Raw genomic sequence first — 23679 nt, 5'->3', positions numbered from 1 at the left:
GGTGGCTGTCTTTCGGACAACTACCGCACTCCGGCTTGCGATTTTGCAATATTGTTAATGCAGTTCCAACCAAAATGCCTTATGTCAGACAAAAAATCCTCTAGCGGCGAAAAATTACTGTATTGCTCGTTCTGCGGCAAAAGCCAGCACGAGGTGAAGAAACTCATCGCCGGCCCGTCCGTGTTCATTTGCGACGAGTGCATCGACCTGTGCAACGACATCATCCGTGATGAAACGTCGAGCATCGAGACGGTGACGGGTAGCAAATCCGACCTGCCGACGCCGCAAGAAATTGCCGCCTTGCTCGATCAGTACGTGATCGGCCAGCAGACTGCCAAGCGCATCCTGTCGGTGGCGGTGTACAACCATTACAAGCGCCTCAAGCACCTGGGCAAGAAAGACGACATCGAGCTGGCCAAGAGCAACATCTTGCTGGTCGGTCCTACCGGCTCGGGCAAGACCCTGCTGGCACAGACCCTGGCGCGCATGCTCAACGTGCCGTTCGTGATCGCCGACGCCACCACCTTGACCGAAGCCGGTTACGTGGGTGAAGACGTGGAAAACATCATCCAGAAGCTGCTGCAAAGCTGCAACTATGACGTCGAGAAAGCCCAGCGCGGCATCGTCTACATCGATGAAATCGACAAGATTTCGCGCAAGTCCGACAATCCGTCCATCACGCGCGACGTGTCGGGCGAGGGCGTGCAGCAAGCCTTGTTGAAACTCATCGAAGGCACGATGGCTTCCGTGCCGCCACAAGGCGGCCGCAAGCACCCGAACCAGGATTTCGTGCAGATCGACACGACCAACATCATGTTCATCTGCGGCGGCGCCTTCGACGGCCTGTCGAAAGTGATCGCCAACCGTTCCGAAAAGAGCGGCATCGGCTTCTCGGCCACGGTGCGCAGCAAGTCGCAAAGCTCGGCCAGCGAACTGATGCTGCAAGCAGAACCGGAAGATTTGGTCAAGTTCGGCCTGATCCCGGAACTGGTGGGTCGTCTGCCCGTCATCGCCACCCTGGCGGAATTGACGGAAGAGGCGCTGATCCAGATTCTGGTCGAGCCAAAGAATGCGCTGATCAAGCAGTATTCGAAGCTGCTTGAGATGGAAGGCGCGGAACTGGAGATTCGTCCGGCCGCCCTGCATGCGATCGCCAAGAAGGCGCTGGCGCGCAAGACCGGTGCCCGTGGCCTGCGTTCCATCCTGGAACATGCTTTGCTGGACGTCATGTACGAACTGCCGAGCGAACAAAATGTGGTGAAGGTCGTTATCGACGAAAATACCATCACCAGTGGTGCCAAACCTTTGTTGATTTACCAAGAGACTGCCAAAGCCTCCGGAGAAAATTGAAAACTGCCGAGACAAATGCATAAAAAGGGTTTTGATTCCTTAATGCATGGCAGTACAATTTAAATTAATGAGTGCAGGCTTCAATCGTAAAGCCACTCGCGGCGCTTAGCTGCGCGTGGCTTTTTTACTGTTAAAACTGCATTTGTTACAGTCATGCGGGTGTGTTTTGCGAAATAGACTCTATGTTTGTTTCACAGAATTATTTATTCTCGCCGGTCTTGTGTTTTGGCAGCGAGCGCCAACATCGTAAACACGCTTTCTATAAGGTACGCCATGACAACTTCCAAATTAACTGAGCAAACTCAACTGCCGTTATTGCCGTTGCGGGATGTCGTCGTTTTCCCGCATATGGTGATACCGCTGTTCGTTGGCCGTCCAAAGTCGATCAAGGCGCTGGAAGCTGCGATGGAGCAGGGCAAGAGTATTATGCTTGCCGCTCAAAAAGCAGCCGCGAAGGACGAGCCGTCCCCTTCGGATATCTATGAAATTGGCTGTGTCGCCAATATTCTGCAAATGCTGAAGCTGCCCGATGGCACCGTCAAGGTGCTGGTCGAAGGCGCGCAGCGTGCCCGAATCAACCACATCAGCGATTCGCCGACGCACTTCATCGCCGACCTGACGCCGCTCGAGTCCGAGCCGGGCGACGAGTCGGAAGTCGAAGCCATGCGCCGCGCGATCGTGCAGCAGTTTGATCAGTACGTCAAACTGAACAAAAAGATTCCACCGGAAATCCTCGCTTCGCTGTCGGGCATCGACGATGCCGGCCGCCTGGCCGACACGGTGGCCGCGCATCTGCCTTTGAAGCTTGAGCAAAAACAAGTCATCCTGGAAATTTTCAGCGTGGCCAAGCGTCTCGAGCACCTGCTGGGCCAACTCGAAGGTGAGCTCGACATTCTGCAGGTGGAAAAGCGCATTCGCGGCCGCGTGAAGCGGCAGATGGAAAAATCGCAGCGCGAGTACTACCTGAACGAGCAAGTCAAGGCGATCCAGAAAGAACTGGGCGAGGGCGAAGATGGCGCCGACCTCGACGAGCTGGAGAAAAAAGTCGCTTCGGCAAAAATGCCGAAGGAAGCGCTCGACAAGGCGACCAACGAGTTGAAAAAGCTCAAGCTGATGTCGCCGATGTCGGCCGAAGCCACCGTCGTGCGCAACTACATCGACACCCTGGTCAACTTGCCTTGGAAAAAGAAATCCAAGGTCAATAACGACCTGGCGAATGCGGAAAAAGTGCTCGAAGGCGACCACTACGGCCTCGACAAGGTCAAGGAACGCATTCTGGAATACCTCGCGGTGCAACAGCGCGTCGACAAGCTGAAAGCGCCTATCCTGTGCTTCGTCGGTCCTCCGGGCGTGGGTAAAACCTCGCTGGGCCAGTCCATCGCCCGCGCCACGAACCGCAAGTTCGTGCGCATGGCTCTGGGCGGCGTGCGCGACGAAGCCGAGATCCGCGGTCACCGCCGCACCTACATCGGTTCGATGCCGGGCAAGATCTTGCAATCGCTGTCGAAAGTCGGCGTGCGCAATCCCCTGTTCCTGCTCGATGAAGTCGACAAAATGGGTGCCGATTTCCGTGGCGACCCGTCGTCGGCCCTGCTGGAAGTGCTCGATCCTGAACAGAACCACACGTTCTCCGACCATTACATCGAAGTCGATTTCGACCTCTCCGACGTGATGTTCGTGGCGACGTCGAACTCGTACAACATTCCGCCAGCCTTGCTTGACCGCATGGAAGTGATCCGTCTGTCCGGTTACACGGAAGATGAAAAGACCAGCATCGCGCAGCGTTACCTGCTGCCGAAGCAGATCAAGAACAATGGCTTGAAGGAAGAGGAAATCTCGGTGGCCGAGTCGGCCTTGCGCGACATCATCCGCTACTACACGCGGGAAGCCGGTGTGCGTTCGCTCGAGCGTGAAGTGTCGAAGATCTGCCGCAAGGTGGTTAAGATGCTGCTGCTGAAGAAATCCGACAAGAAGGTCATCGTCAACTCGAAGAACCTGGATAAATTCCTTGGCGTGCGCCGCTATGATTTTGGTGTCGCAGAGAAAGAAAACCAGGTGGGTCAGGTGGTCGGTCTGGCATGGACGGAAGTGGGCGGCGATCTGCTGACCATCGAAGCCGTGTCGATGCCGGGCAAGGGCGGCATCATCCGCACGGGTACCCTGGGCGACGTCATGAAAGAGTCGATCGAGGCAGCCCGCACGGTGGTGCGCAGCCGGGCGCAGCGCCTGGGCATCAAGGCGGACGTGTTCGAGAAGAGCGATATCCACATCCACGTGCCGGAAGGCGCGACACCGAAGGATGGTCCTTCGGCTGGCGCGGCCATGACGGTGGCGATGGTGTCGGTCTTCACGGGCATCCCCGTGCGCGCCGACGTGGCGATGACGGGCGAGATCACCTTGCGCGGCGAAGTGTTGCCGATTGGCGGCCTGAAAGAGAAGCTGCTGGCGGCCCATCGCGGCGGCATCAAGACGGTCCTGATCCCAGAGCAAAATGTGAAGGACCTGGCCGAAATTCCGGACAACGTCAAGAACAAGCTGGAGATCGTGCCTGTGCGCTGGATCGACAAAGTGCTGGAAATCGCCCTCGAGCGCATGCCTGAACCGTTGGTCGAAGTCGCTGCGGTGGAGGCCGTCACGGCCGCCGCAGCCAAGCCTGACGCGGCTGGCGAGGTGGTAAAACACTAACGTTTTACCCCTGTTTTCCCCAAACAAGCGCTTTTAGAGCGCTTGTTTTATATTGAAACGTGAATTGCGGCCCCAAAGCGCTTGACACATATACAGTGTGGCTTGTTTAATACGCCTGCACATTTTTTTCGCCGGACAGCTGTGGTGCCAAAAGTGCCGCAACGATACGGTAAACGTTTTATACCTTTGTAATTGGGGATGCTAGTGAACAAGACTGAATTGATCGACCACATTGCTGAAAAAGCTGACATTTCCAAAGCCGCCGCTGCGCGCGCACTCGACGCTGTTATCGGCGGCGTGACGGAAACTTTGAAAAACAACGACAGCGTGACGCTGGTTGGTTTTGGCACTTTCTCGGTCAGCGAACGCGCTGAGCGTACCGGCCGCAATCCGCGTACCAAAGAAGCGATCACGATCGAAGCAGCAAAAGTTCCAAAATTTAAAGCTGGTAAAGCTTTGAAGGATGCTGTAAACTAACGGACTTCGGTGAGGTGACAATCACCGGAAACATTTGGCGGTGCCCCCGGGTGCCGCGATTTCAGGATCGAAGTTCCTTGAATAACGATCCTGGATGCAAATGCAAGTAGTACTGTGTATTTTTCGGAGTGGTAGTTCAGTTGGTTAGAATGCCGGCCTGTCACGTCGGAGGTCGCGGGTTCGAGTCCCGTCCGCTCCGCCAAAAAAATACGCTCTTAAGGAGTGGTAGTTCAGTTGGTTAGAATACCGGCCTGTCACGTCGGGGGTCGCGGGTTCGAGTCCCGTCCGCTCCGCCAGAATATAGAAGCCCGCGCTGCTGAATAAGTAGCGCGGGTTTTTCTTTTATGCGTCCGATTATCTTGGTGCTCTTTCATTTTCAATTATCCGCCTGCCGTTTTTAATTGGACGGCGCGGGTATTTAAATCCGCTTTAAGCTTTGCCGTGTTTAATGTCCCTGCTGGCGCCTTGCCAGCCCGGCGCCGCCGGGGCAGGGCGCGCGCCCTGATTTACTCTTGCTATAGCGCTATGGGCATTGTAGAATCAGGAGATAATGGCTTGGGCGTCAGAATCCTGCTTTAGTTCCAGCGCCAAGTTGTTGAATCTAAAGGGGAAGTGGACATCTGTCCCGTCCATTCCGCCGAAGAAATCAAGGCGAACGCATGTTCGCCTTTTTTTATAGTGATCCACTCATCCCGAATTGGCTGACCATGTTTGAATTTATTCGTACCCATCGACGCTTGATGCAGTTTCTCTTGATGCTGGTCATCGTCCCGTCTTTTGCACTGGTCGGTATCAGCGGCTACCAAAGCTTCGGCGACGGCGCGAACACCATCGCCAAGGTCGGCGACCAGGTCGTGACGCAGCAGCAATATGAAGAAGCGCAACGTCAGCAGATCGACCGCTACCGCCAGATGATGGGCGAGCAGTTCGACCAGAAAATGTTTGACACGCCGGAAGCGCGCCAGAGCATCCTCGACAATCTGATCGCCGAGCGTGCCGTGGCCGCCGAAGTGGGCCGTAGCCACCTGGTCATCAGCGATGCCGCGCTGCAAAAGGAAGTGCTGGAAATCCCAGGCTTGACCTTGCCGGACGGTAAATTCGACCTGGAACGCTACAAGTCCATGCTGGCCGCCCAAGGCATGACGCCGCAGATGTACGATGCGCGCCGCCGCAGCGACATGGCCCTGCAGCAATTGGCCGGCGCCGTGCAAGGCACCGCCTTCGCGCCGAACACCGTCGCCAAGCGCCTGTCCGACATCACCTCGGAAGAGCGTGAAGTGCAGGAATTGCTGTTGCCGATCGCGCAGTACGTGCCGGAAGTCAAAGTGACGGACGCCATGATCAAGGCTTTCTATGACAAGAACAGCAAGTTCTTCGAAATCCCGGAACAAGCCAAGATCGAATACGTCGTGCTGGACGACAGCGCTGCCGGCGAGCAAGTCGACGTCACCGACGCCGACGTGACCGGCTACTACGCGAAGAACCAGAAAGCCTACACGACCGAAGAAGCGCGCCAGGCCAGCCACATCCTCGTAGCCGTCAAGAAAGACGCATCGGCCGCCGACAAGGCAGCTGCCAAGGCCAAGGCTGAAGCGATCCTGGCCGACGTGCGCAAGGCACCTGCCAGCTTTGCCGCCGTGGCCAAGGCCAAGTCGGAAGACCCGGCCTCCGCCGAACAAGGCGGCGACCTGGGCGTGATCGGCAAAGATGGCTTGCCGGCACCACTGCTGAGCGCAGTCAGCAAACTCAAGCAAGGCGAAATCAGCGATGTTGTCGCTTCCGATTTCGGCTACCACATCCTGACCGTTACCTCGCTCAAACCACAGCACGTGCGGGCGCTCGATGAAGTACGCGGTGAAATCACGGCCGACCTGCGAAAGCAATTTGCTGCCAAGAAATACTCGGAAATGGCTGAGACGTTCACCAACACGGTCTACGAGCAATCGGACAGCCTGAAACCGGTGGCTGACAAGTTGAAGCTGAAAGTGGAAACCGCCGCCAACCTGTCGCGCACGCCGTCGCCAGCATTGGGCAAGGCGCCGTTCAACAACGCCAAGTTCCTCGCCGCCATCTTCTCGAACGATACACTGAAAGACAAGCGCAATACGGAAGCCGTCACCGTTGCACCGAACGTGCTGATCGCCGGCCGTGTGGTGGAATTCAAGCCTGCCTCGAAGCGTCCTCTGGCTGAAGTCGAAGCGATGATCCGTCAGCGCGTGACGATGGAAGAAGCGGAAAAGCTGGCCAAGAAAGCGGGCGAGACCAAGCTGGCAGCCTTGAAGGCTTCTGGTGATGCCAGCGGTTTCGGCGCCGCACAATGGGTGTCGCGCAGCAAGCTTGACGGCATCAACCGTGCCGCCATTGCGCAAGTCATGAAAGCGGATACGAGCAAGCTGCCAGCCTATGTGGGCGTGGACTTGCCAGCCCTGGGCTATGGCATCTATCGCATCGGCAAGGTGCAGCAGCCGGCGCAAGTCGATGCAGCACGCCGCCAGCAAGAGAAAGACCAGATCAGCGGCATCCTGGCACAACAGGAAATGTTCGATTACGTCGAGTACCTGAAATCCAAGGCCAAGGTGAAGATCGTCAAGCCGGTCACCGCCCCGGCAGCCACAGCGCCAGAAGCACCATAAGAGTTAGTTTCCACGCATAAGAATAGCCGCTTTCGAGCGGCTATTTTTTTGTCTGCGTGTCGTGAACTTTATTCAACCCGCCGGCGTAAGACTGGGGCCAGTCACTTCGTGATCGGAATACGCTCCATTGGAGCGTATTCCCCCGGCGGGTCTGACCCCGGATTCTTGTCTCGGGCTGGAGGTAACGTCTACAACTGGCTTACTTCGCGTTCAGTAACGGCGCTAGCTGCGGCCAGATATTCTTCAGTATCGTTGGATGCGCCTGCGCATTCGGGTGCATGCGGTCGGCCTGGAATAGCTGCGGCTGGTCGGCGATGCCTTCGAACATGAAGGGCACCAGCGGCGCCTTCCATTCCCTGGCCAGCTTGCCGTACACGCCATAAAACTGCTCGCCATAGGCGCGGCCATAGTTGGGCGGCATGCGCATGCCCACCAGCACCACTTGCGCGCCCGATTTCCTGGCCGCCTCGCCCATGGCGCGCAGATTCGCTTCGGCCGCCGCCACGGGCAAGCCGCGCAAGCCGTCGTTGGCGCCCAGTTCGATCAGCACGACATCGGGCTGGTGCTTCGTCAGCAGCGCAGGCAGGCGCGCGCGGCCGCCGCTGGTGGTCTCGCCGCTGATGCTGGCGTTGACGATGCGCGTATCGTTCTTTTGCGCTGCCAACCGCTGTTCCAGCAGCGCCACCCAGCCCGTGCCCCGTGCCAGCCCATACTCGGCCGAGAGGCTGTCGCCGAGCACCAGCAGCGTTTTTGGTGCAGAATAGGCATTCGTCATGCTCGATACCAGCAGCAGGGCTGCCGCAGGAAGCAGGGACAGCGTGCGCCGTCGCATGCGGCTGCTGCCCTTGACACTTATTTGTTCACGAAATTTTTTAAGATAGATCAGCATGCCCGAATTCCCTAAAGCGACTTCCACCAGTTTTCTCCCGTCCGACGCAGCGGCCCAGCGGCCTGCTGCAGCCAACAGCCAAAATGCCCAGCCGGCCATCGAAGTGGTCCAGCTGGCCAAGCGCGTACCCGATGCCGATGGTGAGCTGACCATCCTGCATCAAGTCGATTTTACCGTGCAAACGGGCGAGACGCTGGCCATCGTCGGCGCCTCCGGTTCCGGCAAGTCGACTTTATTGGGCCTGCTGGCCGGCCTGGACACACCGAGCGAGGGCAAGGTCATCCTCGACGGCACCGATATCTTCGCCCTCGACGAAGACGGTCGCGCCGGTTTCCGCAAGGAAAAGCTCGGCTTCGTGTTCCAGTCCTTCCAGCTGCTGGCCCACCTGACGGCGCTGGAAAACGTCATGCTGCCGCTGGAATTGCGGGGCGACCCGGACGCGAAGGAAAAGGCGCAAGCCATGTTGGGCAGAGTCAACCTGGGCAGCCGCCTGAAACACTATCCAAAATACCTGTCCGGCGGCGAGCAGCAGCGCGTGGCCCTGGCGCGCGCCTTTGTGACGGAGCCTCCGCTGCTGTTTGCCGATGAGCCGACTGGCAGCCTGGACGCGGCCACAGGGGAGGCCGTGATCCAGCTGATGTTCGAGTTGAACCGCGAACGGGGTTCGACCCTGGTTCTCGTCACGCATGACAGTTCGATTGCGGCCCGTTGCGGGCGCACCATTACGATTGCGGCGGGCAGGTTGGTGTGATTGCGGCGCGGTGGTGTTGGATTACGCTGCGCTAATCCAACCTACGGCTTGAGGATATCGGACGTCGGGTAGGTCGGATTAGCGGAACGCGTAATCCGACAAACACGCACCGTATACCTATGCCGACAAGGCATTGATCAGCTTGCGGATGGCCGGGATCAATTCCCCTGCCGTCAGGCCGATGGGGCCGCTGCCTGCGGCCACCAGCGCATCGGCCGCCGCACCATGCAGCCAGACGGCGCCGAGCGCCGCTTCCCATTCCGGCCAGCCCTGCGCCAGCAGGCTGCCGCACAGGCCGGACAGCACATCGCCCGTGCCGGCAGTCGCCAATGCGGGGCCGCCCGTGTTGTTGATGACGATGCCACCATCGGGTGCGGCGATGACCGTGCCCGAACCCTTCAACACCACAATGACGCCCAGCTGCGTGGCCAGCTGGCGCGCCGCGCCCAGGCGGTCGGCCTGGACCTCGGCCACTGTCAGGTCGAGCAGGCGTGCCGCTTCCAGCGGATGGGGCGTCAATATTGTCGCCCCCGCGCCCGTGCGCACGGCCAGCGCCGATTGCAGTTCCGGTTCGGCCGCCATCAGGTTCAGCGCATCGGCGTCGAGCAGCAGCGGGCTGTCGCTCTCGAACGTCCGCTGCAGCAGTTCCACCGTATCGACATCGTCGCCCAAGCCTGGTCCCACCACCAGCGCGGCAAAGTGCAGGCCCGAGAAATCCACGTCCCTGGCGTGCCGGCACATCAGTTCTGGCTGGCCGCTGTCAAATGCTGGCGGCGTGTCGGGAAAGGCGATATAGACTCTTCCCGCGCCCGCATGCAGGGCCGTGCGGGCCGCCAGGATGGGTGCGCCCGCCATGCCTTGCGCGCCGCCGATGATGGCCACGCTGCCGTAGCTGCCCTTGTGCGTATTCTGGCGCCGTGGCTGCAACTGGCGGGCGAACAGGTGCAGGCCGCCCAGCTGGGCTTTGGCGGGCTGCAGCAGGGAAGGATCGATGGCCAGCGCGGCCACTTCCACCTCGCCCGCATAATCGCGGCCGTTTGCCGTGTGCAGACCAGGCTTGTCGCCGATGAAGGTGAGCGTATGCGTGGCGCGGATGGCGACGCCGTCGATGGCGCCCGTGTCCGCTTGCAAGCCGCTGGGCACGTCGAGCGCCAGCACGGGGCATGCCAGCTTGTTGACCAACTGCGCCACTTCGCGGCATTCGCCGTCCAGGGGGCGCGATGCGCCGATGCCGAACAGGCCATCGATGACGAGGTGCCATGACGCTGCGCCCACTGCCGCCGAGGCCATGGAAGTTGCCGCGTCCATGAAGCGCGCGGCGCTGTTGCGCGCGCGGCTCAGGGCTTGTTCGCGCTCGGGCGACGTGGCTTGCGCCTCGGGCGCCAGCCATATCAGCACCTCGGTGCCGCTGGCGGCCAGGTGCGCGGCCGCTTCCAGCGCATCGCCGCCGTTGTCGCCGGGGCCGGCCAGCACCAGTACGCGCCGGTGGCCCGCTTCGCCGTCTTCCGTGGCGTGCAGCAGCTTCAAGGCGGCACTGGCGGCGGCCTGGCCCGCCCGCTGCATCAGCAGCCCTTGCGGCAGGTCTTGCATGGCGGCTTGTTCGATGGCGCGCAGTTCGGCGACGGAATAGAGGGGAAGGGCGGTGCTGGCAAAGTCGGTCGGGGTCATGGTGCGTTCCATTTGTTGGTATGCCTTCAACATAAGGCCGATCCACGCGGAAGGCAAGGCGCGCACGCCTGAAACGCGCGTCTGTTTGGCGGCTACAATAGCCATCTCACATAAGTACGGGGGCGTGGCGATGGACTGGCAATTCTGGATCGACCGGGGCGGCACCTTTACGGACATCGTGGCGCGCCGTCCTGACGGCAGCCTGGCCACCCACAAGCTGCTGTCGGAGAACCCGGGCCAGTACCGCGATGCGGCGCTGGCCGGCATGCGCCGGCTAATGGGCCTTGCACCCGGCGCACCGCTGCCCGTCGAGCGGTTGGGTGCCATCAAGATGGGCACGACGGTAGCGACCAATGCGCTGCTTGAGCGCAAGGGCGAGCCCACCGTGCTGGCCATCACGCGCGGTTTTCGCGACGCCTTGCGCATCGCCTATCAGAACCGGCCGCAGCTGTTTGCGCGCCAGATCATCTTGCCGGAACTGCTGTACGGCGACGTAATCGAGATCAATGAACGCCTGGGCGCCCACGGCGAAGTGGTGCAGGAGCTCGACGAGGCGGCTGCGCGCGCGGCGCTGGAACACGCGCATGCGCGCGGCGTGCGCGCCATCGCCATCGTGCTGATGCACGGCTACCGCTACCACGCGCACGAGGCGCGGGTGGCGCAGCTGGCGCGCCAGGCGGGATTTACCCAGGTATCCGTGTCGCACGAGGTGAGCCCCATGATGAAACTGGTGGCGCGCGGCGACACCACGGTGGTCGACGCCTATTTGTCGCCCATCTTGCGCCGTTATGTCGACCAGCTGGCAGCCGAGCTGCCCGGCGTGCACCTGCAATTCATGCAGTCGAACGGCGGCTTGACGGATGCGCGCGCTTTCCAGGGCAAGGACAGCATTTTGTCCGGCCCTGCGGGCGGCATCGTCGGCATGGTGCGCGCCAGCGCGCTGGCCGGTTTCGATAAGGTCATCGGCTTCGACATGGGCGGCACGTCCACCGATGTGTCGCACTACGCGGGCGAGTTCGAGCGCGTGTTCGAGACGCAGATCGCCGGCGTGCGCATGCGCGCGCCCATGATGAGCATCCACACGGTGGCGGCGGGCGGCGGCTCCATCCTGCATTTCGATGGCGCCCGCTACAAGGTGGGGCCGGACAGCGCGGGCGCCAATCCCGGCCCCGCCAGCTACCGGTGCGGCGGCCCGCTGGCCGTCACCGACTGCAATGTCATGCTGGGCAAGCTGCAGCCGGCATTCTTCCCGCGCGTTTTCGGCCCGGACGCCAATGAAGCGCTGGACGCGGCCACCGTGCGCGCCCAGTTCGTGGCGCTGGCGCGCACGGTGAACTCGACGCCGGAGCAGGTGGCCGAAGGCTATATCGCCATCGCCGTGGGCAATATGGCCAACGCCATCAAGCAGATTTCCGTGCAACGCGGTCATGACGTCACCGAATATACCCTGACCAGCTTTGGCGGCGCGGGCGGCCAGCACGCCTGCCTGGTGGCCGATGCGCTGGGCATGCGTACGGTCTTCATCCACAGCCTGGCGGGTGTGATGTCGGCCTACGGCATGGGCCTGGCCGACCAGAGCGCCATGCGCGAGCAGGCCATCGAGGCGGTATTGGGCGTGGACCTGGCGCGTGATGTCGCGGCGCTGGGCGAGCTGGCGCGGGGCGACTTGCTGCGCCAGGGCGTGGCAGGGCAGCGTATCGCGCTGGTGTCGCGCGTGCACCTGCGCTATGAAGGCACAGATTCTGCCCTCGTCGTGCTGTTTGACACGCTGGCCGGCATGCAGGCGCAGTTCGAGGCGGCATACAAAAAGCGCTTTTCCTTTTTGATGCCGGCGCGGGCATTGATCGTCGAAGCGATCTCCGTGGAAGCCATCGGCGCGTCCGATGCGCCGCCAGTGGCCACGCCGGCGTATGCATCGCGTGAAGGCGGGCTGGCGCCCCTGCAGACGGTGGAGATGTACTGCGCCGGAAGGTGGCGGCCAAGCGGCCTGTTTGGGGCTGACAGTCTGCGCCCCGGCGATACCATAGCCGGTCCTGCCATCGTCAGTGACGCCAACGCCACCACCGTCATCGAGCCGGGCTGGCGCGCGGAAGTGACGGCGCATGGCCATTTGATCTTGCGCAGGGTCGTCGCCTTGCCGCAGCGTGTCGCTATCGGGACGCAGGCCGACCCCGTGATGCTGGAAATATTCAATAATCTGTTCATGTCGATCGCCGAGCAGATGGGACTGCGCCTGCAAAACACGGCCCATTCCGTCAACATCAAGGAGCGGCTCGATTTCAGCTGCGCCATCTTCGACGCACAAGGCCACTTGATTGCGAATGCGCCCCACATGCCCGTGCACCTTGGTTCCATGGGCGAGAGCATCCGCACGGTGATGACGCGCAACGCGGGCGTCATGCAGCCGGGCGACGTCTTCATGCTGAACGACCCGTATCATGGGGGCACGCATTTGCCCGACGTGACGGTCATTTCTCCTGTCTTCGATGAAGAAGGCAAGGCCATCCTGTTCTATGTCGGTTCGCGCGGCCACCATGCGGACATCGGCGGCACCACGCCCGGTTCGATGCCGCCCGATTCCACGCGCATCGAGGAAGAGGGCGTGTTGATCGATAATTTCAAGCTGGTGGACGGCGCCACGGGACGGTTAGCAGAAGACGAGACCCTGGCCATGCTGGCGGGCGCCACCTGGCCCGCCCGCAATCCTCGGCAAAACCTCGCCGATTTGCGCGCCCAGGTGGCGGCCAACCAGAAGGGGGCCGAGGAACTGCATGGCATGGTCGCGCATTTTGGCCTGGACGTGGTGCAAGCCTATATGGGCCATGTGCAGGACAATGCCGAGGAAGCCGTGCGCAGGGTCATTACGACCCTGAAGGATGGCAGCTACGCGCTGGACCTGGACAACGGCGCGCGCATCGAGGTGGCGATCAGGGTCGACGTGGCTGCGCGCAGTGCCACCATCGACTTTACGGGGACTTCAAGCCAGCTGCCGAACAACTTCAACGCGCCGTCCGCCGTCTGCATGGCGGCCGTGCTGTACGTGTTCCGCACCTTGGTTGACGACGAGATTCCGCTCAATGCGGGCTGTCTGAAGCCTTTGACCGTGATCATCCCGCCCGGCTCCATGCTCAATCCGCAGTACCCGGCCTCCGTCGTCTCGGGCAATGTGGAAACCTCGACCTGTATCACGAATGCCCTGTATGGCGCGCTGGGGGCGATGGCTGCCTCGCAGGGCACGATGAACAATTTCACGTTCGGCAGCGCCAAATACCAGTATTACGAGACGATTTCGGGTGGCTCTGGCGCCGGCCCGGGCTTCGACGGTACGGATGTGGTGCAGACGAACATGACCAATTCGCGCCTGACGGACCCGGAAATCCTCGAATGGCGTTACCCCGTGCGGCTTGACAGCTATAGCATCCGCGCAGGCTCTGGCGGCGCGGGGCGCTGGCACGGCGGCAATGGTGGCGTGCGCCGGGTGCGCTTTTTGGAAGCGATGACGGCGGCGATCTTGTCGAACAACCGTGTCCATCCTCCGTTTGGCATGGATGGCGGTGCGGCGGGCGCGCTGGGGCGCAACTACGTGGAGCGCGCGGACGGTACGGTGGAGCACCTGGCGCATATCGGCAAGACCGGCATGCAGGCAGGTGACGTGTTCGTGATCGAGACGCCGGGCGGCGGCGGTTACGGCAAGACGGAATAGGCGGTGCCGGCGCTGGCCCCGCTGAGCTGCGCGCGCACCTGGCCCACGTCGCGCATCGGTGCGCGGCCGAACTGGCGGCTGTATTCGCGGCTGAACTGCGATTCGCTGGCGTAGCCGACCCGGTAGCCGGCCGTGCCTGCGTCGATCTGCTCGACCAGCATCAATCGCCGCGCTTCCTGCAGGCGCAGCAGCTTCTGGTACTGCATCGGCGTCATGGCGGTAATCGCCTTGAAGTGGTGGTGCAGCGACGACATGCTCATGTTCGCCATGCCGGCCAGGTGCTCGATGCGCAGCGGCTGCGCGTAATGGTGCTTGATCCAGTCGATGGCTTGTCCCACCTGGTGCGACTGGCTGCTTGCCAGCGCCATGTGGCGCAGGCGCGCGCCGACAGGGCCGTTCAGCAGCCGGTAGGTCAGCTCGCGGCGGATCAAGGGCGCCAGCGCGGCGATTTCTGCCGGTTTGTCCAGCAGGCGCACGAGGCGCAGCATGGCGTCGAGCAGCTCGGGCGAGACGTCGCTGACGGAAATGCCGCGCGTGGCGGGCAGGATTTTCTGCTGCGCCGCACCGCCTGCGCTTTCACTGTCGAGCAGCGCCGCCACGTCGGCGATGTCGATGCCCAGCACCACGCACAAATGTGGTTGTTCTTCGCTCGCTTGCGCCACGCGCACCTGGACGGGCAATTCGACGGACGTCAGCAGGTACTGCATGCGGCTGTAATGGAAGGTTTCCGTGCCCAGGGTGACGTCCTTCGCGCCTTGCGCGATGATGGCCACGCTGGGTCGCGCCGCATGGAACAGCGATTCCGTGACGGACGACTGGCGGTGAAACGTCAGGTTGCCGATCGCCGTCGCGTAGTCGCCGTTGCGCGGCGCGTGGCGGCTGATCAGGGCGGCAATTTCATCTTGCGGAGCGAGTGGTGTGGGCATGGAGTTCAGTATGCGTCAGGCGAGGAGGGGCAGGGGGTGATCTTACCCAGATTTGGAGGATCGTGCAAAGGTCTTGCAGGATCGCGATAACGGCGGGCCGGCATCTCGGGCACACTTGTGCAATCGCATGCATGGCAGGCGTCCCCCTCGTCACACACATATAGATACAGGAGTTTTCATGACCACCATCGCCAAAGGCTACGCCGCACTGGGCCCGACTTCCGCACTGCAACCGTTCACGTTCGAGCGCCGCGCCCCGCGCGAAGACGACGTGGCCATCTCGATCAAATACTGTGGCGTGTGCCATTCCGACATCCACCAGGCGCGCGACGAATGGGGTGGCGCCGCCTTCCCGATGGTGCCTGGCCATGAAATCGCCGGCGTCGTCACGGCCGTTGGCGCCAACGTCAGCAAGTTCAAGGTGGGCGACCATGTGGGCGTGGGCTGCTTCGTCGATTCCTGCACCACCTGCAAGACGCGCAACGTGGACCTGGAGCAGTACATGCCAGGCCTGATCCAGACCTACAACGGCCTGGAAGCGGATGGCAAGACGGCCACGCAGGGCGGCTACTCGGACAGCATCGTCGTCAAGGAAGGCTATGTGCTGTCGATACCCGACAACCTGCCGCTGGACGCAGCCGCGCCGCTGCTGTGCGCCGGCATCACCCTGTACTCGCCGCTGAACCACTGGAAGGCCGGCCCTGGCAAGCAGGTCGCCATCCTGGGCATGGGTGGCCTGGGCCACATGGGCGTCAAGATCGCCCACGCCATGGGCGCCGAAGTGACGGTGCTGAGCCAGACTCTGTCGAAGCGCGAAGACGGCTTGCGCCTGGGCGCCAAGCATTACTACGCCACCAATGATGCGGAAACCTTCAGCAAGCTGGCCGGCACGTTCGACCTGATCATCTGCACCGTGGGCGCATCCATCGACTGGAACCAGTACATCAACTTGCTGAAAGTCGATGGCAGCATGGTCATCGTCGGTATCCCGGACGGTGCCGTGCCGCCGATCAGCGCCTTCGGCCTCGTGGGTGCGCGCCGCAGCCTGTCTGGCTCCATGATCGGCTCGATCAAGGAAACCCAGGAAATGCTGGATTTCTGCGGCAAGCACAATATTGTCTCCGACATCGAAATCATCCGCATCCAGGAGATCAATGAGGCGTTCGAGCGTGTGGTGAAGAGCGACGTCAGATATCGTTTTGTGATCGACATGGCATCGCTGTAACACCCGGCGCAGCTGTGTTTGTTGGATTACGCGCAAGCGCGTAATCCGACAATCCCACCAACGTCCCCATCCCCGCCAAAAATCAAGCTCGCGCGTCACTTTCTTTACTTGCGTCAAGAATCGGCCTAAAATGAAACCGTACAGTACAGTTTCACTACGTAGATTTAAAAAATCAGCCATCCCCGGCGTATTTGCCTGGGCAGGGGAGGCGTCTTGGATAAAAAATGGATACTTCAACAAAGAATGGAGCGGCGGCAATCCCACCGGTCTCCAGGGGCAAGCGCATTGCGCTGGCGGTTTTTGGCATGTTTCTTGGACTTTCCGGCCTGGCCCTGGCGGCGGGCGGCATCGAACTCATTACCCTTGGCGGTTCCTGGTATTACCTGCTGGCCGGTCTCGGCCTGATCCTGGCCGGCGTGCTGTATCTGCGCCGCAAACCGCTGGCGGGCAATATCGTCGGCGCGCTGCTCGTCGCCACCCTGATCTGGGCTGTATGGGAAATCGGGTTTGCCTTCTGGCCCATGGTGCCGCGCCTGGCACCCTTCCTCGTCATCGGCCTGGTGGCCACCCTCGTACATCCGTGGCTGACTGGCCAGGCACACACTGGCCAGTCGCGCGGTTTCGCCGCCCTGTTTGCCGTCGTGCTGGTGGCCGGTTTCGCTGCCATGTTCAAGCCGCATGGCGTGACGGACGCTGCGGTGCAGCCGCAGCAGGATGCCGTGACGCCCGTCAATGACGGCAGCGCCAACTGGGCACACTATGGCTATGGGCCGAAAGGCACGCGCTTCGCGCCGTACACGCAGATCGACAAGGCTAACGTCGATCAATTGCAGGTGGCCTGGACCTACCGCTCGGGCGAATTGGCCGAAGGCGCTTCCGAGTCGCAAAACACGCCGCTGCAGATCGGCGACACCATCTACACGTGCACGCCGACCAGCAAGGTCATCGCGCTGGATGCGGACACGGGCAAGGAGCGCTGGACCTTCGATCCCAAGCCGGCCAACACCAAGACGTGGAACCGCTGCCGCGGCGTGGGCTATTACGAGCCTGCCAAGGTCACAAAACCCTTCCAGTTCGAAGGCATGCAGGCGGCCAGCGCTGCGGCGGCCGGCGCGTGTGCCAAGCGCATCGTGCAAGTGACCATGGATGCGCGCCTGATCGAGATCGACGCGCAGACGGGCAAGCAGTGCGAGGGCTTTGGCGACAAGGGCTCCGTCGACCTGACGGTCGGCCTGGGCAAGGTGAAGATGAACGTGCCGTATTACGCCTACACGTCCGCGCCCACGGTGGCGCGCAACCTGATCATCCTCGGCGGCTGGGTGTTCGACGGCCGCTCCACCGATGAACCATCGGGTGTCGTGCGCGCCTACAGCGCCGACACGGGTGAACTGGTATGGGCCTGGGACCTGGGCAATCCGGCCATCACCAAGCTGCCGCCGGAAGGGCAGACGTACACGCGCAGCACGCCGAACATGTGGTCGGCGCCCGCGTTCGATGATGCACTGGGTCTGGTGTACCTGCCGACGGGGAACGAGCAGCCCGACTTCTGGGGCGGCAAGCGTCCGCCGCTGACGGAAAAATACGCGTCGGCCATCGTCGCCCTCGACATGGCCACGGGCCGCGAGCGTTGGACCTATCAAACCGTCCACCACGATATCTGGGATTACGACGTGGCCGCGCAGCCGGCCCTGTACGACGTCCCGGACGGCAAGGGCGGCAAGATCCCTGCGCTGGTGCAGCTGACCAAGCGTGGCCAGATCTTCATGCTGGACCGCCGCACGGGAAAACCCATTGCCGACGTGGTGGAAAAACCCGTGCCGCAGGAGCACGCGGCCGGCGACTGGGTGGCAAAGACGCAACCCTATTCCACCGGCATGCCGGCCCTCGGTGCAGAAACGCTGACGGAGCGCGACATGTGGGGCGCCACTTTCTTTGACCAGCTGGCGTGCCGCATCAGCTTCCGCAAGCTCAATTACCAGGGCGAGTTCACGGCCCCAAGCACAAAGGAAACGCTGATCTACCCGGGCTATTACGGTGGCTTCAACTGGGGCGGTGCAGCCGTCGATGAAAGCAACGGCTATATGTTCGTCAACGATATCCGCATGCCGCAAGTGGTCAAGCTGGTGCCGCGCGAAACGGTGGACGTGGCCAAGCTGACGGCTGGCCACGGCGTGGGCAGCACCTATCCGATGGATGGGACGCCGTTCGTCATCGACCACAAGGCCTTCAATTCGCCGCTGGGCATACCTTGCCAAAGCCCGCCCTGGGGCGTGTTTGCCGCCATCGACCTGAAAACCCGCACGAAAGTGTGGGAACGTCCGGCCGGCACGGTGCAAGATGCCGTCATTAACGGCGTGCGCGCGCGCCTGCCTATCCCGCTGGGCATGCCCACCCTGGGCGGCGGCATGAGTACGGCGTCGGGTCTGGTGTTTTATGCGGGCACGCAGGATTACTATCTGCGCGCCATGGATATCGCCACTGGGCGTGACGTGTGGAAGGTGCGCATGCCCGTGGGCTCGCAAGGCACGCCGATGACGTATGTGTCGCCCAAGTCGGGCCGCCAGTATGTCGTGGTGGTGGCGGGCGGCGCCCGCCAGAGTCCGGATCGGGGAGATTACGTGATAGCATACGCGCTTCCCAAGACACAGTAAGAGTTTGCTTCATGCCCCAGTTGCGCACCGTTCCAGCTTCCCCGACTACCCGAAGCGAGGAGCGGCGCCGCAAGCTGCTGGTGGCGGCCGCGGACCTGTTTCTCGCCTCCGGCTACGACGGCGTCAGCATGGATGCCATCGTGGCCGAGGCGGGTGGCTCGAAAGCCACCGCTTACCGCTACTTCGGCAGCAAGCAGGAGCTGCTGGTGGCGGTGGTCGAATACCTGTGCGCGGACTTCATCATCGCGCTGCGCCAGCTCGATACGTCGCAAGCGGGCCTGGAACAGGGTTTGCAGCTGATCCTCGATGAACTGGTGGCCGTCGTCACCAGCCCCCGCCACGTGGCTTTCTACCGTCTCGTCGTAACCGGCGCCGCCGCCGTGCCGGCCGTGGGCCTGACCTGGTACGAACACGGCCCGCAAGTGTGGCACGCCCTGATATTGCGCCTGCTGGAGCAGCAGCGCGCCCAGGGCCGCATCGCGCCCGATACCTCGTTTTCCAACCTGCCGCAGATTCTGTTCGACGCCGTCTTCTCGCACCTGACCACGCGCACCGTCATGCTGGGGCAGGGCGGCAACGCAGCCACCTTCCGGCCATTGATTGCGGAATTGATCGAGCTGGTGGTGGCGAGGGTGGCGCGCAGGGCGAATTAAGCCCCAAGAGCGGCTGACATACTTTCAACATACGTCACTGAAACGTGGCCGAGCGCCTTTCGGCGACGGTGTGCTGAAGGCGAGCAGCAAAAAGGACGCGGGACCCACCAGGCTGCATTGCTTTAACCATTGCATCAGTTCAGCTCACTATCCTATTGCTGACCGCCGCGTCCGTCCGCTTTCGCCCAAATCGGACCTTCGCGTTAATTGAAAACGCTGGTGTTCCATACCTGCGCCAAAAGACATAAAAAACTAGCCCGGCCGAACCGCGCAGGGCAACTCTGCTCACCTACTTCGTGTCTCTCAGCCTCCGTGCAAACTCGCGCATCGTCTCCGTGAACTTATTTGGCTCGATGACCTGTAGACGGCGGGCGCGCAATTTGGAGATAAATTGGAATTGCAAGGGATCGCTCTCGATGCCCCCCATCGACCACTCCTCAAAGATCCGATCGTTCGCCGGGGAAATATAAAGAATCTGTGCGTCGCTGTGTCTTGGATCATCTAGAATCTTCACATATTTTCGAAGCACATCCTGTTCCGGCCCTTCTAAAACTTGCATGAACAGTCCTCCACCGTGGATCAGGATGCCAGTGATACTGCTGGCCGAATTATTTCGGCGCGAGGACAGAAGGATGTCCTGCACTTGTTCATCCGATATCATGGGGGCGGCGTGGCTGATATAGAGAAGTCGAATCATTGAGTTATCTTCGTAGGGCCAGCCGCAACGGCATGAGGGTTGTTGTTGGAATGGATCACGAACGTCCGGTTGAAGCGTTATTTGTTGTCGTGGTCATAGGGCTCGACAATGCGCAAGACAGGACTTCATTTTCTGAACGGCGGCTTCTGGCCGCTAGCGGACGAGGGTGCTCGGAATAGCCTAGCGTACTAGGTTGTTGCTTTCCGAGCAAATAAGTGATTTCGTCAGGTGCGCTAAAACCGCAAGCCAGGACCGCGGTTGGACGGGGACGCCGAGTCCCCCAGGGTCCAAACCCGTCAGTCAAAGGGGGCAGGCAGGAGTCAGGTCGCAATACCGTATTTATGCTGGGTCGCCGCATACTGCTGCTTGAGCGACTCCAGCTTCGGATGCCTGGGGTCGATCTTGCGGATCACTTGCATCTGGTGCTGCGCCTGTTCGGCCAGCGGGGCTTCCCAGCCCAGCATATTGAGCTGGCGCAAGATGGCATCGACGGAGGCGAACAGCACGGGCAGGTTGCCTGGGGTCTTACGCAGGGCCTGGCGCAGTACGAACACAGCTCCCTTGAGTTCTCCGCTTTCCGACTTGCTGGCCGCATCCTGCATCAATTCCTGCACCTGGTTCGTGATCTGCTGGCCCATGCCTTGCGCCAGGTCATGCCGGCCCGCCTTTTCAAACACGTCGACGGCCGCTTCCATCGTCACGTCGCTGTCGGCTTCGTTGACGAGTTTCATCATGACGTCGGACGCTGCCTGCTCCAGGTTGTTTTTCAGGCAGCTCTGCACCAGGCCCACCTTCAGTTGGGTCGACAGGCCCCGCGCCGTGTCCAGGGCGGCGGCGGCAAGCTGCAGTTCGCTGGCGGCGGCGATGTCGTTGCCAGACAATTCATGCAGCATGGCGGCCGAGATGGCGCGGCAGGCTTCCACGTTGGCGCCGCCCCGCAGGGAGCGCTCCATGTCGCGCAGCACGCCGCTCGCTTGCGGCGCATCGCCCTTCTTGACCAGCGTTTTCACCAGGTTGACGTGGTCTTCGGGATCGCGGAATTCAGAGTACTTCGCTTTCGTCACCACTTGCTTGTAGGCCCGTTCGGCCGCGCCGATATCGCCCGTGTCAAACGCGATGCCGCCCAGGTGGCGCAGGCGGCGCACCATGTGCGGCGAAATGGCCACCGCGTCTTCGAGGATTTTCTTCGCCTGCAGCTGCTGGCCCATGGCTTCATGGTTTTGCGCCAGCAGGTCGTAGGCGGCCATGAAGCGGGGATAGGTCTCCACCAGTTCCAGCAGCGCTTCCTGCGCCTCTTCATGGCGCTGCTGTTCGAACAGGGTGCGCGCCAGGCCCAGGTGGGCCCAGGCCATGGGCCGCGTGGCCAGCATGTCGGCGTACAGCTGTTCCGCCTCCTTCCATTCATCGAGGGAGATGTGCAGCTCGGCGCGCAGGCGGGTGAAATCGGCCGCCAGGCGCGGGTGCTGCAGTTCGGCCGCGCGGCAGCTTTTCACGGCTTCACGCAAGTCGCCCTTGTCGATCAGCTGATACGTGGGCAGGAAGATGGCGCGCCGTTCGATGGCGCGGGCGATGCGTCCGCTCAGCACATCGACGGTGAACGGTTTCAAGATGTAGTCGGACGGGGTCAGTTCGGCCGCGCTGATCACCTTGCTGTGGATGGCTTCGGAGGTCAGCATGATGAAGATCGTCCACAGGCCGATCAGCTTGTGGTGGCGCAAGTCTTCCAGCAATTGCTGGCCATCCTGGCCGTCCGTGCCACTACCAAGATCGTATTCGCACAGGATGATGTCGAACGGTTTCTTCATCAGCAGGCGGATGGCCGTGCCTGAATTGACGGCATATTCCACCTTGGTGATGGCCGCCTGGTTCAGCATATTGTGCAGATTGCCCCGCATGCTGGGGTTGGGGTCGACGATCAGGACAGATAAGTCGCTAGTTTCTGGCATTGTTCAGCTCTCGTTCATCTGTTCGGTCATTTGCGGGAACTCTCTTATATGTCTCTGCCCGGCAGCATTATTTTTTATCAGCATACTGCAAAGCTGGCTGGCACTGCCAGCAAAATGCATGCAATCCGGCGCGCTGCGTGAGGGCAGGCGCGTCCGGCGCCGTCCAGCGTTGTATTTCATGACACAGAGTTCCGCTTGTGGCGGTGCCAGCAGCTGTTTTTTCGTCCATTGATTGACTAGCGTGATAGTATTTTATAAATGCAACATTTGTTGCATACCGCGCCATGTCGCGGCCAGGCATGCGCAGGCTGTACGGGCGCTTTCTCCCTCTCTGGTATTGAAACCCGTCATGCGCTTACCTGATCTGTCTACCTTGCGGCGTATTGCCGTTCCGCTTGCATTTGGCGGCAACAGCGAACAGCAGCATACCTATTTTGCGGAACTGCACCGGGTCGGCATGGTCACGCAGCTGCTGGGCATCATCGCCTACAGCCTGACCTGGCTGATGATGCCGGAGCCCTATCATCCGAATCTGGTGCACGCCGTGCTGGCGCTGCTGGGCATGCTGGCCAGCCTGGTGGTGCGCTACCGCTGCACCACCCTTGCCGTGCTGACTGTCACCGGCGCTTGCGCCGTGCTGGCTCTGACCTTCGGCCTGCGCACCATGGCCGACGCCGTCCAGCACGCCAGCTTCTGGGTCTTGCCCGTGGGCGTCTTCATGACCCTGGCCATCGCCTCCATTTTCAATGGCGGCCTCAGCTACCTGGCCGTGGTGGCGGGCGTCTGGTGGAACGTGGGCCACGGCCTGTACCCGGTGAACGCGGGCTTGCCTGACCAATCCTGGGCGCCCTTGATGATTGCCGTCAGCGTCCTGTTCGGGCTGGCGCTGAACGTCAGCTTCAGCCTATTGCGTTTGCGCAACTATCACGCCAAAGTGGAATTGACGCGGCTGGCCTTTCAGGACAGCCTGACTGGCCTGAATAACCGCCGCATGTTCACGCAGCGCGCCCAGCAGATGCACGGCGCGACTCGAGGCGGCATGCTGTATTTCCTGATGATCGATATCGACGATTTCAAGGTCATCAACGACCAGCAGGGGCACGATGCGGGCGACGAGGTGCTGGTGCGCACGGCCGCCATCATCGCCGACAAGGCGCAAGGCCATTTGTGCGGACGCCTGGGCGGCGAGGAATTCGGCGTGGTCTACGCGGGCAGCCGCGAGGATGCGGGCGCCTTTGCTGGCGGCCTTGTCGAGGCCGTCAGCCAGGCCTTCCTGACAGCGCAGTTCGTGTCGATCAGCGTGGGCGTGGCCGAACTGGACCGGGGCAAGGAGCTGGGCCACAGCTACCGGCTGGCCGACGAAGCGCTGTACCTGGCCAAGCGCCAGGGCAAGAACCGCTATGTGATCGCCTGATGATTGCCGGA

The 23679-nt window shown here is 61.6% G+C and carries 15 protein-coding genes and 2 tRNA genes; 12 read left to right on the top strand and 5 right to left on the bottom strand.

Annotated elements, in window-relative coordinates:
- Positions 1–81: 81 nt before the first annotated feature.
- From clpX to C8C89_RS18540, 6 genes are all read left to right on the top strand, one after another.
- On the top strand, positions 82–1350 hold the full coding sequence (gene clpX / locus C8C89_RS18565) for an ATP-dependent Clp protease ATP-binding subunit ClpX (RefSeq protein ID WP_101481168.1): 1269 nt from the start codon (positions 82–84) through the stop codon (positions 1348–1350).
- A 273-nt stretch (positions 1351–1623) separates the two neighbouring features.
- Positions 1624–4035: an endopeptidase La gene (gene lon, locus C8C89_RS18560; RefSeq protein ID WP_101481169.1), complete on the top strand. Its 2412-nt coding sequence runs from the start codon at positions 1624–1626 to the stop codon at positions 4033–4035.
- A 204-nt stretch (positions 4036–4239) separates the two neighbouring features.
- A complete protein-coding gene (locus C8C89_RS18555; protein WP_010398442.1) occupies positions 4240–4512 on the top strand; it encodes an HU family DNA-binding protein in 273 nt (90 codons plus the stop codon).
- 125 nt (positions 4513–4637) lie between these two features.
- Positions 4638–4714: transfer RNA gene (locus C8C89_RS18550), tRNA-Asp, on the top strand.
- A gap of 17 nt (positions 4715–4731) precedes the next feature.
- Positions 4732–4808 (top strand) — tRNA-Asp (locus C8C89_RS18545).
- 411 nt (positions 4809–5219) lie between these two features.
- The gene (locus tag C8C89_RS18540; RefSeq protein ID WP_166674793.1) at positions 5220–7145 is read left to right on the top strand and encodes a SurA N-terminal domain-containing protein; all 1926 of its coding nucleotides are present in this window, start codon (positions 5220–5222) and stop codon (positions 7143–7145) included.
- Between the two features lie 199 nt (positions 7146–7344).
- Here the strand turns inward: C8C89_RS18540 and C8C89_RS18535 are convergent, their stop codons facing one another.
- Positions 7345–7977: an arylesterase gene (locus tag C8C89_RS18535; protein ID WP_166674792.1), complete on the bottom strand. Its 633-nt coding sequence runs from the start codon at positions 7975–7977 to the stop codon at positions 7345–7347.
- A gap of 160 nt (positions 7978–8137) precedes the next feature.
- On the opposite strand from C8C89_RS18535, the gene C8C89_RS18530 reads away from it, so the two are divergent.
- Positions 8138–8785, top strand: a complete 648-nt coding sequence (locus C8C89_RS18530; protein ID WP_133993502.1) for an ABC transporter ATP-binding protein — start codon at positions 8138–8140, stop codon at positions 8783–8785.
- 117 nt (positions 8786–8902) lie between these two features.
- Here the strand turns inward: C8C89_RS18530 and C8C89_RS18525 are convergent, their stop codons facing one another.
- Complete coding sequence (locus C8C89_RS18525; protein ID WP_133991657.1) at positions 8903–10453, bottom strand: NAD(P)H-hydrate dehydratase; 1551 nt, start codon at positions 10451–10453, stop codon at positions 8903–8905.
- A gap of 130 nt (positions 10454–10583) precedes the next feature.
- Between C8C89_RS18525 and C8C89_RS18520 the strand changes: the two genes are divergently transcribed.
- Positions 10584–14156 (top strand): hydantoinase B/oxoprolinase family protein, encoded by a 3573-nt coding sequence (locus C8C89_RS18520; protein ID WP_133991655.1) that lies wholly within the window; start codon positions 10584–10586, stop codon positions 14154–14156.
- Here C8C89_RS18520 and C8C89_RS18515 read toward each other — a convergent pair.
- On the bottom strand, positions 14138–15082 hold the full coding sequence (locus tag C8C89_RS18515) for an AraC family transcriptional regulator (RefSeq protein WP_133991653.1): 945 nt from the start codon (positions 15080–15082) through the stop codon (positions 14138–14140). The genes C8C89_RS18520 and C8C89_RS18515 overlap by 19 nt on opposite strands.
- Positions 15083–15260: 178 nt before the next feature.
- On the opposite strand from C8C89_RS18515, the gene C8C89_RS18510 reads away from it, so the two are divergent.
- The 3 genes from C8C89_RS18510 to C8C89_RS18500 all read left to right on the top strand — a co-directional run bounded on the left by C8C89_RS18510 (position 15261) and on the right by C8C89_RS18500 (position 19611).
- Positions 15261–16307, top strand: a complete 1047-nt coding sequence (locus C8C89_RS18510) for an NAD(P)-dependent alcohol dehydrogenase (protein WP_101481174.1) — start codon at positions 15261–15263, stop codon at positions 16305–16307.
- Positions 16308–16612: 305 nt separating this feature from the next.
- Positions 16613–18958 carry a membrane-bound PQQ-dependent dehydrogenase, glucose/quinate/shikimate family gene (locus tag C8C89_RS18505; RefSeq protein WP_243858089.1) on the top strand — a complete coding sequence of 782 codons (2346 nt, stop codon included), beginning with the start codon at positions 16613–16615 and terminating at the stop codon, positions 18956–18958.
- A gap of 11 nt (positions 18959–18969) precedes the next feature.
- Positions 18970–19611, top strand: a complete 642-nt coding sequence (locus C8C89_RS18500; RefSeq protein WP_133991649.1) for a TetR/AcrR family transcriptional regulator — start codon at positions 18970–18972, stop codon at positions 19609–19611.
- A gap of 289 nt (positions 19612–19900) precedes the next feature.
- Here C8C89_RS18500 and C8C89_RS18495 read toward each other — a convergent pair whose 3' ends face one another.
- Complete coding sequence (locus tag C8C89_RS18495; protein ID WP_133991647.1) at positions 19901–20308, bottom strand: BLUF domain-containing protein; 408 nt, start codon at positions 20306–20308, stop codon at positions 19901–19903.
- Positions 20309–20628: 320 nt separating this feature from the next.
- A complete protein-coding gene (locus C8C89_RS18490) occupies positions 20629–22254 on the bottom strand; it encodes a tetratricopeptide repeat-containing response regulator (protein WP_133991645.1) in 1626 nt (541 codons plus the stop codon).
- Between the two features lie 349 nt (positions 22255–22603).
- Here C8C89_RS18490 and C8C89_RS18485 point away from each other — a divergent pair, with 349 nt between their 5' ends.
- A complete protein-coding gene (locus C8C89_RS18485) occupies positions 22604–23668 on the top strand; it encodes a GGDEF domain-containing protein (RefSeq protein ID WP_101481179.1) in 1065 nt (354 codons plus the stop codon).
- Positions 23669–23679: the final 11 nt, after the last annotated feature.

It is taken from the genome of Janthinobacterium sp. 75 (assembly GCF_004365495.1).
Classification (GTDB): Bacteria; Pseudomonadota; Gammaproteobacteria; order Burkholderiales; family Burkholderiaceae_D; genus Janthinobacterium.
Note: the sequence above shows the minus strand (reverse complement) of the source record. Positions and strands in the feature narration are given on the sequence as shown.